This is a genomic window from Acidimicrobiales bacterium (assembly GCA_036491125.1).
GTDB lineage: Bacteria > Actinomycetota > Acidimicrobiia > Acidimicrobiales > AC-9 > AC-9.
On the sequence record DASXCO010000208.1, the window covers coordinates 1 to 10,639 of the forward strand.

A 10,639-nucleotide genomic window follows, 5' to 3' on the forward strand; every position below is an offset into this window, starting at 1 on the left:
CGTCCACCACGATCAGGTGCTGGCCCTGGCGCCGGGCCTGGTCGTGGTGGACGAGGCTACGGTCAGTTCTGCGCATGGTCGGCGTTGTCGATGCTCGACGACCACGACCGCCTGGTCGTGGTCAGGACGTTCTCCAAGACGTGGTCCATGGCCGCGGCGAGGCTCGGCTACGTCGTCGCTCCGGCGTCGGTGGTGACCGCCCTGGAGCAGGTGGCGCTTCCGTACCACCTCGACGCCATCAAGCAGGTTGCCGGGCGCCTGGCCCTCGATTACCAGGCGGACATGGACGCCAGGGTCGCCGCCCTGGTGGAGGAGCGCGGCCGCCTCGGCGCCGCCCTGGAGCAGCTGCCGGTCGAGTCCTGGCCGTCGGACGCCAACTTCATCCTCTTCCGCCCGCTCACCCGTCCCGGGGACGAGGTGTGGCAGGGCCTGCTCGAGCGCTCGGTGCTCGTCCGCAACTGCAGCGGCTGGCCCCGTCTCGAGGGCTGCCTGCGGGTGACGGTGGGCACCCCTGAGGAGAACACCGCCTTCCTGGCCGCTCTGGCAGAGTGCCTGACGTGAGGACAGCCGAGCGCTCCCGTCGAACCCGCGAGACCACGGTCGAGGTCGGGCTCATGCTGGAGGGCTCGGGCCTGGTGGAGGTGGCCACGGGCCTCCCGTTCTTCGACCACATGGTGTCCCAGCTGGGTCGGCATGGGGGACTCGATCTCACGGTCTCGGCCAAGGGCGATCTGGAGGTCGACGCCCATCACACCGTCGAGGATGTCGGGATCGTGCTCGGCGAGGCCCTGGCCGCGGCCCTCGGCGACAAGGCCGGGGTGCGTCGCTTCGCGTCGATGGCCGTGCCCCTGGACGAGGCGCTGGTCGAGGTGGCGCTCGATCTGTCCGGGCGCCCCTACCTCCACTACGAGGTGGACGTGGCGGCCGACGCCGTGCCCCTCGGGAGCCCCCCGTTCGAGCCGCAGCTGGCCGAGGAGTTCTGGCGGGCCCTCACGACCTCGGCCGGCATCACGTTGCACATCAGGCTGCGCAGCGGGCGCAACACCCACCACATCCTCGAGGCCTCGTTCAAGGCCGTGGCCCGATCCCTGCGCGACGCGGTGCGCGTCGAGGGAGCCGACGTCCCGTCGACCAAAGGACGCTTGTGATCGCCGTGCTCGACTACGGGATCGGCAACCTCCGGTCGGCCGAGAAGGCGTTGCAGCGCGTCGGCGGTGACGCCCGACTCGTGACCGAGCCCGAGCAGGCCGAGGGCGCGACGGGGGTGGTGCTTCCCGGAGTCGGAGCCTTCGGTCGCTGCCTGAACGCGCTGCGGTCGTCGGGGCTCGACGCCGTGGCCATCGACGCCGCCCGCCGCGACCTTCCCTTCCTCGGCATCTGCGTGGGCATGCAGATGCTCTACGAGACGTCGACCGAGGACGCCGGCGCGTGCGGGCTGGGCATCCTCGAGGGCCGAGTCGTTCGCCTTCCGCCAGGACCGAAGAGCCCGCAGATGCAGTGGAACGTGCTCCGTCCGGTGCCGGGTCGCGCCAGCGAGATGCTGCGACCGCTCGGCGACCTTTCATGGGTGTACTTCGTCCACTCGTTCGCCCCCGAGCCGTCCGCTGACGTCGTGGCCACGTGCGACTACGGAGGATCGGTCGTGGCGGCCGTCGAGCGGGGCCGGCTCTGGGCCACCCAGTTCCACCCCGAGAAGTCGGGAGCCGCCGGGCTGACGCTGCTCACCGGCTTCGTGCGCGCCTGCACCTGATGGACCTGTACCCCGCCGTCGATCTGCTGGACGGACGCTGTGTGCGACTGGTCCAGGGTGACTTCGAGCGCCGCACGGTATACGGAGACCCGGTGGAGACGGCGGTCGACCTCGCTGGTGCCGGCGCGCCGTGGCTCCACGTGGTGGACCTCGACGCGGCCAAGACCGGTCAGCCGGTCAACCGCCAGATCATCACCGACATCGTCGCCGCCGTCGGCGTGCCGGTACAGGCCGGGGGTGGGGTGCGCGACGAGTCGGGCGCGGAATCACTGCTCGACGCCGGGGTGGCCCGGATCGTCCTGGGGACGGCGGCGGTCGAGGACCCCGATCTGGTCGAGCGGCTGGCTGCCCGCTACCCGGGGCGCGTGGCCGCGGGCATCGATCACCGCGGCGGCGACGCGTCGCTGCGCGGTTGGACCGAGGCGTCGGGAGCGGGGTTGCTCGAGCTCCTGGGCCGGCTCGAGGACCTCGGCGCGGCCGCCGTGATCGTGACCGACATCAGCCGGGACGGGACCCTCGAGGGGCCTGATCTCATCGGCCTGACCGCGGCGCTGGCTGCGTCGACGGTGGATCTCATCGCGTCCGGAGGTGTGGCCTCGGTGGACGACCTGACCCGCCTCGCCCATCTCGACGCCGACGGCCGGCGGCTGGCCGGAGTGATCGTGGGTCGGGCCATCCACGAGGGGCGCCTCGACCTGAAGGAGGCGCTGGCCGCGTGCGCGCCGTCCGCGTGATCCCCTGCCTCGACGTCGACGCCGGCCGAGTGGTCAAGGGCGTCAACTTCGAGAACCTGCGCGACGCCGGTGACCCCGTCGAGCTCGCCGCCCGCTACGACCGGGCCGGCGCCGACGAGGTCGTCTTCCTGGACATCACCGCGTCCTCGGACGAGCGCGACACCCTGGTGGACGTCGTACGGCGGACGGCGGACGAGGTGTTCATTCCCCTCACGGTCGGCGGCGGCGTGCGCAGCCTCGGTGACGCCCATCGGCTGCTCCGGGCCGGCGCCGACAAGGTTGCGGTGAACACCATGGCCGTGCAGCGGCCGGCCCTGGTGTACGAGATGGCCGCCGAGCTCGGATCGCAGTGCGTGGTCGTCGCCGTGGATGCGCGTCGGCAGGGGAGGGGGTTCGAGGTCTACACCCACGGTGGGCGCACAGCCACGGGCCTCGACGCCCTCACCTGGGCCACCGTCTGCGAACGACTGGGGGCCGGCGAGCTGCTGCTCACCTCAATGGACCGCGACGGCACCAGAGACGGGTACGACCTCGAGCTCACCCGGTCGGTCGCGCAGGCCTGCTCCATCCCCGTGATCGCCAGTGGGGGGGTCGGCACGCTCGAGCACCTGGTCGAGGGGGCGGTGGCCGGCGAGGCTGACGCGGTGCTGGCGGCGTCGATCTTCCACTACGCCGAGCATGGAGTCGCCGAGGCCAAGGCCTACCTGGCTGCCCACGGCGTGAGCGTCAGGCCGATTGCCGGCTGAGCTGCTCGAGCCACTCCAGCGCCAGGGCCATCAGCTGCTCGGCCCGGCCCACCAGGTAGTGGTCCCCACCGGGCACGATCTGGAGCTCGGTGTTCGTCCATCCGTCGACCATCGGACGGGCCGACTCGGGGGGTCGGAACTGGTCGTGCTCGGGCACGACGACGAGCTTGGGCCGGGGGTCGGCGGCGGCGACCATGTCGGAGACGGCGCTCGCCCGTAGCGGCGGGGCCACGGCGAGCCAGCCGGCAAGGCGCCCGTCCCCGACGGTGAGGGCGGTGTCCGCACCGAAGGACCATCCCGCCAACACGAGCGGCAGACCCTCGGTGATCGGCGACAGCACGTCGATGGCCGCCACCAGGTCCGCCCGTTCGTCCCGTCCGCCCCCGTGGGTGCCCTCCGAACGGCCGACGCCCCGGAAGTTGAACCGGAGACAGGCGACCCCGGCCGCCGGCAGGGCGCCGAACATGGCGGCGGTCACGATGGAGCGCATCGACCCGCCGAACTCGGGGTGCGGATGGGCGAGCACGGCTGCGGACCAGGGCTCCTCGGGCACGCTCAGCTCCCCCTCCAGGGCCAGGCCGTCTGCGCTCGACAGGGTTACCGGCTCGATCGGCATGGGGCGAGACGGTACCGTGCCCTAGTGGCACAGCCAGCAGACGACAAGACCGAGAGCCCCAAGCCCCAGCAGAAGCAGCCCATCACGATGCTCAGCGATCGCGTGCTGGTGCAGCTTCCGGTCGCCGAGGGGGAGCGCACGTCCCGAGCCGGGATCCTCATCCCAGCCACGGCCCAGGTGTCCAAGCGTCTGGCCTGGGCCGAGGTGGTCGCCGTCGGTCCCCACGTGCGCAACATCACGATCGGCGACCACGTCCTGTTCAATCCCGAGGACCGCTACGAGGTCGAGGTGCAGGGCGACGACTACCTGATCCTGCGCGAACGCGACATCCACGCCGTGGCCTCGGAGCGGATCGACGGCGGCACCGGGCTGTACCTGTGACCGATCGCGCATCGTTCGTGGCCACGCCCATCGAGGTCGACGAGGCCGCCGTCTCGGCCATCGCCTTCAACGACGACGGCCTGGTGCCCGCCATCGTCCAGGACCACGCCACCGGTCAGGTGCTCACCCTCGCCTGGATGGACGAGGTCGCCCTGCGGCGCACGCTGTCCTCGGGCCGGACGTGGTTCTGGAGCCGGAGCCGGCAGGAGTACTGGTGCAAGGGCGAGACCTCTGGCGACCGCCAGTGGGTGCGGGGCGCCTACTACGACTGCGACGGCGATGCCGTGCTGATGGTCGTGGACCAGGAGGGTCGGGGAGCGTGCCACACCGGCGAGCGCACGTGCTTCTTCCGGGCCTTCGGTGAGGTCAGCCCGACGGCGGGCTGACCGGCCGGCGCCGGCCCAGCCGGGCCACGACGCCGCGCACGAGACGTATGCCGACGTCGTCTTCGACCGACATGATCGACTCGGGGTGGAACTGGACCCCGGCCACGGGAAGGTCCGCGTGCTCGACGGCCATGACCACCCCGTCGTCGGAGAGCGCGGTGGCGACCAGGCCGGGCGGCAGCGCCGCCGCCGGCGCGTGGAGGGAGTGGTAGCGACCGGCGGTGAACTGCTCCGGCAGGCCCGCTAGCAGCTCGCCGCCGACGACCCGCACGACCGACGGCTTGCCGTGGGTCGGCGTCGGCAGGGTGTCCAGCTTCCCCCCGAGGTGCTCCACGAGAGCCTGGAGGCCGAGGCAGACCCCGAACACCGGGAGGCCCCTCGCCAGGCAGGCGGCGATGGTGGCCGAGCAGTCGAAGTCCTCGGGCCGGCCCGGTCCGGGCGAGAGCACGACCAGGTCGGGGGCGAGGCGGTCGAGCTCCTCCTCCGGGAACCCGGCCCGTAGGGTCGTGACCTCGGCACCGCCCTGGCGCAGGTAGTTGGCCAGGGTGTGGACGAATGAGTCCTGGTGGTCCACGAGGAGCACCCGGGTCGAGGGCTCGGCGCGCACCTCGGCGGCACCGCCGACGACGTCCTCCGGTCGGGGCTCGCGGATGGCATCGAGGAACGCCGACGCCTTGTCCCGCGTCTCCCGCTCCTCCGCCTCGGGGTCCGATTCCCACAGCAGCGTGGCGCCGACGCGCACCTCGGCGATCCCGTGGCGCACCCGCACCGTGCGGAGGGTCAGGCCTGTGTTCATTCGGCCGTCGAAGCCGACCCAGCCCACGGCGCCGCCGTACCAGGCCCGAGGTGTCTTCTCGTGGTCCTCGATGAACTGCATGGCCCAGGCTTTCGGTGCCCCCGTGACCGTCACCGCCCACATGTGGGACAGGAAGGCGTCCAGGGCGTCGAAGCCGGGCCGCAGCGTGCCCTCGACGTGGTCGACGGTGTGGATCACGCGGGAGTAGATCTCGATCTGGCGGCGACCGATGACCCGCACGCTCCCCGGTTCGCAGATGCGGGACTTGTCGTTGCGGTCGACGTCGGTGCACATGGTGAGCTCCGACTCGTCCTTCGACGAGTTGAGCAGCGCCCGGATGCGCTCGGCATCGTCCATGGGATCCCGGCCCCGGGCGATGGTGCCGGAGATGGGGCAGGTCTCGACCCGGGGCCCGTCCACGCGCACGTACATCTCCGGCGACGCGCCGACCAGGTGATCGGACTGCCCGAGGTTGACGATGAAGCCGTAGGGCGCCGGGTTGCGCTCCCGAAGCCGGCGGAACAACTCCGAGGGTGGGACGGTGCAGGGCTCGAAGAACGTCTGGCCCGGCACGACCTCGAACAGGTCTCCTCGACCGAAGGCCTCCTTGGCCGTCAGGACCCCGGCGGCGTACTCGCCGGGTCCGTGGTCGCAGGAGCGGGCCACCTCGGAGACGCCCACGTAGGGGGTGCTGGCACCCTCACGAGGCAGCCCCCGGGTCGAGCGGGCACCGGCCTCGAGCTCGTACCGCCGGCGGGACGCCCGATGGCGCTGGTGGTCAACGACCACGATCTCGTCGGGCAGGTACAGGACCAGATCGCGCTGATCGGCAGGCCGCTCCAGCGTGAGATGGATGGGCTCGAACTGGAAGGCGAGGTCGTACCCGAAGGCACCGTAGAGGCCCAGGTGGGGATCGGCGTCGCTGCGGAAGAGCGCCGTCAGGGCCCGGATGACCGAGAACACTGAAGGCTGGAGGCTGCGTTCCTCCTCCGGAAAGCGGCGGGACGGCTCCTCGACCACTCCGGTCAGGTGTTCGCCCCGCAGCTCGGTCGAGGACAGATCTGGGACCTCCGCCAGAACGTCGGCCAGGACGGGGAGCAGCTGCCGGCCCCGCCGGTTGAGGGCGGTGACGCCCACCTCCCGCCCCCGGCAGGACAGCTCGAGGAGGGGATCGACGAAGCCCACGTCCCATCGGGTATAGCGGCCCGGGTACTCGAAGCTGGAGGCGAACAGGGCCCCGCGGCGGGTGTCCAGGGAGTCGATGATCTGGTCGATGGCCCCCTCGACCGCAATGTCCTCGACCGTGCGCACCACGCGGATACCTCGGTCGGTTGTGTAGGTGGTGGCCTCGTGGGTCATCGCCCGTCCACAGTAGGCCCGCCGGTGCGCCATCATTTGCTGTTATGGACATTGGCTGGGAGGGCGACTACCGGGCCCTGCGCCACGAGGTGGGTGCCGCGTGGGTGCCTCGCGACGTGGTGCGGGTCGCGGGCCCGGAGGCCGTCGCATACCTCCAGGGCCAGCTCAGCCAGGAGGTCGAAGGCCTGGAGGTCGGGCGCTCGGCCGAGTCGCTGTTGCTGTCCCCCCAGGGCAAGATCGACGCCCTCGTCCGTGTCACCCGGACGGCCGGCGAGGAGTTCCTCCTCGATGTCGACGGGGGCTACGGCGAGTCCGTCGTCGGCCGGCTGGCCCGGTTCAAGCTCCGGACCAAGGTCGACATCGAGGCGCTCGACTGGCGCTGCTTGGCGGTGCGCGGCCCCGGCCTGGCCGAGGTCGAGCTCGGCCCGCAGGAGCAGGCCGGGCTCGGGGTGGCCGTTGACTGGCCGGGCCTGACCGGCCTCGACCTGATCGGCCCGCACCCAGCCGTGCCCGACGGGGTGCCCGTGTGCGATCCGGCGGCCTGGGAAGCGGTGCGGGTGGAAGCCGGGATCCCGAAGATGGGAGCTGAGCTGACCGAACGCACCATTCCCGCCGAGACAGGCCTGGTTGAGCGCGCCGTCAGCTTCACGAAGGGCTGCTACACCGGCCAGGAGCTCGTGGCCCGGATTGATTCCCGGGGGAGCCGGGTGCCTCGCCACCTGCGGGGCGTGGTCGTCGAGGGGGGCGACACCCCACCGGTCGGCGCCGCCCTGTTCGCCGCGGGCGCGGAGGGAGGCAAGGAGCTGGGCCAGCTGACGAGCGTGGCTCTTTCGCCCACCCTCGGGGGTCCGGTGGCCCTGGCCTATGTTCGCCGCGAGATCGAGCCGCCAGCCGATGTGGTGGTGCGCTGGGCGAGCGGCCCGGGAGGCGGGCCCGGGGGCCCGGCCGAGGCCCCGGCCAGGGTGGAGGCCCTGCCCCTCGTGGCATGAGGCTGGCACGCAGGTCACCGCTGGGGGTCGCGGCGCTGCTGGGGGTCGCGGCGCTGGGCCTGGCCGGCTGCGCCCCCGGCGCGGTGGGCGCCCTGCCCCCGCCGCCGAGCACATCCCCGAGCCAGTCCACGACCACAACCCCGGATCTGTCCGGGGTCGCGCTGGCCCCGGTATCGGGGCGCACGACGATCCCCGGCGTCGTCATGGGGCCGGGACACGCGACCCTCACGGGCACGGTGAACGGGTCGGGCGGTTCCGTCGGAGGCGCCACGGTAGAGGTCGAACGCCTCGTCGGGGACGCATCGGCCACCGCCCGGTTGACCGCGGGACCCGACGGCCGTTGGTCGCTGCCGAACATCCTCGGCGGCCGCTACCGCGTGCGGGCGTGGCGCGTGCCCGACCAGACGATGGCCGCCCCGGAGATCTTCTTCCTCGGGGGCGGAGAGAACCGGACACTCAACCTCGGCCTGCAGAGCTTCGCGGGACCGGTCGTGACCTCCGCCATCGCTCCCAACCCGCCGGTGGTCAGCCAGCCCGCCAACCTCGTGGTCGACGTGAGCAACCGGACCGTGGATGCCCAGGGCGTCGGACGGGCGAACCCGGCCCCCGGTGTGAGCGCCCAGCTCAGCGGGTCCGGCACCTGGCAGGTCACCGGCCCCAACCCGGCGACCACCGACCGAGGGGGCCAGGCCACCTGGCAGCTCACCTGCCAGGCCGGTGGCACCCAGCCCCTCGCCGTCTCGGTGAACGGCGCCGCCCCGCTGCCGATCGACGTGCCCGCCTGCGCCGGCTAGCGACGCAGCGTCACGATCATCCGGGTGCCGCCGCCGTTGGCGACCGGCGACTCGGCCCGGACGGTCGCACCCATGGCCTGGACCAGCTGGGCCACGATCGGGAGCCCGAGCCCGGACCCCATCTGGCGCGTCGGTGGGCGCGACAGATGGAAGGAGCGCTCGAACACCGACGACAGCTCGTCGGGCCCGATGCCCGGCCCGTCGTCCTCCACGATGACGTCGACGCCCGTCCCGTCCTGAGCGGCTGCCACCACCCGGATGCGGCCGTCGGCGAACTTGAAGGCGTTCTCGACGAGGTTGGCCAGCACCTGGGCCAGGCGGTCCGGGTCAGCCTTGGCGTCCAGCGCCTGGCCGTCCGCACAGGCCACCACCAGCTCCAGCCCGGCCTTCTCGACGACGGGTCGAAATCCTTCCGCGGTATCGACGACCACCTCGCCCACGTCCGTCGGGCGCACGTCGAGGGAGAAGCGCCGGGCATCGAGCTTCGCCAGCTCGAGCAGGTCCCCGACCAGTCGTTCGAGGCGGCGAGACTCGCTGGCGATGACCGAGGCGGCCCGCTGCGTATCGGTGGCCGCCCCCTCGGCGATGGCCTCGGCGAAGCCGCGGATGGAGGTGAGCGGAGTCCGCAGATCGTGGGACACCGCCATGAGGAACTGCCGCTCCAGGCCTCGGGCCCGGCTGAGACTGGCCGACATGGTGTTGATCGACCTGGTGAGCGACGCCAGCTCGGGGTAATCGTTGCCCGCCACGGGCACCTGGGTCGCCAGGTCGCCTTCGGCGATCCGGCCCGTCGCCGCCACCGCGTCGTCGAGGGGACGGGTCACCCGCCGGCTCAGTCGCTGGGCGACGACGGCCGCCACGGCCAGCGTGCCCGCTCCCACGAGAACCAGGTAGAACCAGCTGGGACCGGCGTTGCTGACGCGCCTGGTCAGCACCACCGCCTGCTGGGGCTGGGTCAGGCCCCGATTCCGCTCGGCCGCGGTGAGCGGGACGGGGACGGCGGCGTACACGAGGTTGCCCCTGGTCCCTGACGTCGAGAGGCCCTCGATGATCATGTTGGGATGGAGGTTGCCGGCCGTGAGCCCCGACGGGAGGGCGGTCACGAAGCGCCCGCCACTGATCGTGACCACCTCGGCGCCGTCGAGCCGGACCACCCGCTTCAGGATGGGCAGGATCGTCGCCCGGCCGGGACTCGTCGGCGTCGGCCGAGCGGCCTCGGCTGCCGCGGTGCCCCCGGCGATCGCCGTTGTCTGGCCGAGGAGACCCAGCCGGGCGTCGTCGACGGCCGCCCGCCGGGCCAGCAGCAGGGCGCCGACGCCCGCGACCAGCAGAGCGGCGGCGGTGACCCCGACGATGGCGATGGTGAGGCGACGTCGCACGCGTCAGTCGAGGCGGTAGCCCACGCCCCAGACGGTGGCAAGGGGGAGCTGGTCGCCGAGCTTCTTGCGAAGCTGGCGCACGTGGACGTCCACGGTGCGCTCGTCGCCGTACCAACCCGACCCCCAGACCCCCTCGAGCAGCTGGGGACGGGTCAGGGCGAGGCCCGCGTTGTGGGCCAGATGGGCCAGGAGATCGAACTCCCGCGCCGCCAGGGGGACGACCCGACCGTCGAGACGGGCCTCGCGGCGGCCCAGGTCGACCTCGACCCCTCCGGCCACGAGGACGTTGGGCTCGTCACGGGGTGGCCCGTCGACCCGCCGGAGAATCGCCTTGACCCGGGCGACCAGCTCACGGGGCGAGAACGGCTTGGTCACGTAGTCGTCCGCGCCCAGCTCCAGGCCCAGGACGCGGTCCACCTCGTCGTCGCGGGCCGTCACGAACAGCACCGGGGTCCAGTCGTCGGCCGCCCGCAACGCGCGGCAGACCTCGATCCCGTCCATCCCGGGCAGGCCGACGTCCAGCACGACGGCCACCGGCCGCTGCGTGCGCACCGCGGTCAGCGCGCTGCGGCCGTCGCCGACGACCTGCACCCCGAAGCCGTCCCGGCGCAGGTAGAGCGAGATCAGATCGGCGATGGCCCGCTCGTCCTCGACCACGAGGACCAGCCCATGCCCGGCCGACTGCATGGTGGGCGCCTCCGCTGCTCGT

At 72.4% G+C, this 10,639-nt stretch carries 13 protein-coding genes; 9 read left to right on the top strand and 4 right to left on the bottom strand.

What is annotated here, in order from left to right:
* The 5 genes from VGF64_16695 to hisF all read left to right on the top strand — a co-directional run.
* Positions 1–561: aminotransferase class I/II-fold pyridoxal phosphate-dependent enzyme (locus VGF64_16695; GenBank protein ID HEY1636399.1), on the top strand; the 561-nt coding region annotated here is incomplete at its 5' end.
* Entirely contained in the window at positions 558–1,148 is a 591-nt protein-coding gene (hisB, locus tag VGF64_16700; GenBank protein ID HEY1636400.1) for an imidazoleglycerol-phosphate dehydratase HisB, read from the top strand. The genes VGF64_16695 and hisB, both read left to right, overlap by 4 nt.
* Entirely contained in the window at positions 1,145–1,750 is a 606-nt protein-coding gene (gene hisH, locus VGF64_16705) for an imidazole glycerol phosphate synthase subunit HisH (protein HEY1636401.1), read from the top strand. The genes hisB and hisH overlap by 4 nt, the downstream gene beginning before the upstream one ends.
* Positions 1,750–2,484, top strand: coding sequence for a 1-(5-phosphoribosyl)-5-[(5-phosphoribosylamino)methylideneamino]imidazole-4-carboxamide isomerase (gene hisA / locus VGF64_16710; GenBank protein HEY1636402.1), 735 nt, complete (start codon positions 1,750–1,752; stop codon positions 2,482–2,484). Before hisH ends, hisA begins: the two co-directional genes overlap by 1 nt.
* Positions 2,466–3,230, top strand: coding sequence for an imidazole glycerol phosphate synthase subunit HisF (gene hisF, locus VGF64_16715; GenBank protein ID HEY1636403.1), 765 nt, complete (start codon positions 2,466–2,468; stop codon positions 3,228–3,230). The genes hisA and hisF overlap by 19 nt, the downstream gene beginning before the upstream one ends.
* On the opposite strand, the gene VGF64_16720 is transcribed toward hisF, so the two are convergent.
* Complete coding sequence (locus VGF64_16720; GenBank protein HEY1636404.1) at positions 3,211–3,846, bottom strand: hypothetical protein; 636 nt, start codon at positions 3,844–3,846, stop codon at positions 3,211–3,213. The genes hisF and VGF64_16720 overlap by 20 nt on opposite strands.
* 24 nt (positions 3,847–3,870) lie before the next feature.
* Between VGF64_16720 and VGF64_16725 the strand changes: the two genes are divergently transcribed.
* Positions 3,871–4,227, top strand: coding sequence for a co-chaperone GroES (locus VGF64_16725; GenBank protein ID HEY1636405.1), 357 nt, complete (start codon positions 3,871–3,873; stop codon positions 4,225–4,227).
* On the top strand, positions 4,224–4,613 hold the full coding sequence (gene hisI, locus VGF64_16730; GenBank protein HEY1636406.1) for a phosphoribosyl-AMP cyclohydrolase: 390 nt from the start codon (positions 4,224–4,226) through the stop codon (positions 4,611–4,613). Before VGF64_16725 ends, hisI begins: the two co-directional genes overlap by 4 nt.
* Here hisI and VGF64_16735 read toward each other — a convergent pair.
* Positions 4,594–6,768 carry an anthranilate synthase component I gene (locus tag VGF64_16735; GenBank protein HEY1636407.1) on the bottom strand — a complete coding sequence of 725 codons (2,175 nt, stop codon included), beginning with the start codon at positions 6,766–6,768 and terminating at the stop codon, positions 4,594–4,596. The two genes, hisI and VGF64_16735, sit on opposite strands and share 20 nt — an antisense overlap.
* 44 nt (positions 6,769–6,812) lie before the next feature.
* Between VGF64_16735 and VGF64_16740 the strand changes: the two genes are divergently transcribed.
* The gene (locus tag VGF64_16740) at positions 6,813–7,757 is read left to right on the top strand and encodes a glycine cleavage T C-terminal barrel domain-containing protein (protein HEY1636408.1); all 945 of its coding nucleotides are present in this window, start codon (positions 6,813–6,815) and stop codon (positions 7,755–7,757) included.
* Entirely contained in the window at positions 7,754–8,551 is a 798-nt protein-coding gene (locus VGF64_16745) for a hypothetical protein (GenBank protein ID HEY1636409.1), read from the top strand. The genes VGF64_16740 and VGF64_16745 overlap by 4 nt, the downstream gene beginning before the upstream one ends.
* Here the strand turns inward: VGF64_16745 and VGF64_16750 are convergent.
* Both VGF64_16750 and VGF64_16755 read right to left on the bottom strand, forming a co-directional pair.
* Positions 8,548–9,930: a HAMP domain-containing sensor histidine kinase gene (locus VGF64_16750; protein ID HEY1636410.1), complete on the bottom strand. Its 1,383-nt coding sequence runs from the start codon at positions 9,928–9,930 to the stop codon at positions 8,548–8,550. The two genes, VGF64_16745 and VGF64_16750, sit on opposite strands and share 4 nt — an antisense overlap.
* A 3-nt stretch (positions 9,931–9,933) precedes the next feature.
* Positions 9,934–10,639: response regulator transcription factor (locus tag VGF64_16755; protein ID HEY1636411.1), on the bottom strand; the 706-nt coding region annotated here is incomplete at its 5' end.

Coding starts and splice junctions, on each gene's coding strand:
- hisA (HEY1636402.1), top strand. CDS start 1,750: ATGGACCTGTACCCCGCCGTCGATCTGCTGGACGGACGCTGTGTGCGA.
- VGF64_16720 (HEY1636404.1), bottom strand. CDS start 3,846: ATGCCGATCGAGCCGGTAACCCTGTCGAGCGCAGACGGCCTGGCCCTG.
- VGF64_16735 (HEY1636407.1), bottom strand. CDS start 6,768: ATGACCCACGAGGCCACCACCTACACAACCGACCGAGGTATCCGCGTG.
- VGF64_16740 (HEY1636408.1), top strand. CDS start 6,813: ATGGACATTGGCTGGGAGGGCGACTACCGGGCCCTGCGCCACGAGGTG.
- VGF64_16745 (HEY1636409.1), top strand. CDS start 7,754: ATGAGGCTGGCACGCAGGTCACCGCTGGGGGTCGCGGCGCTGCTGGGG.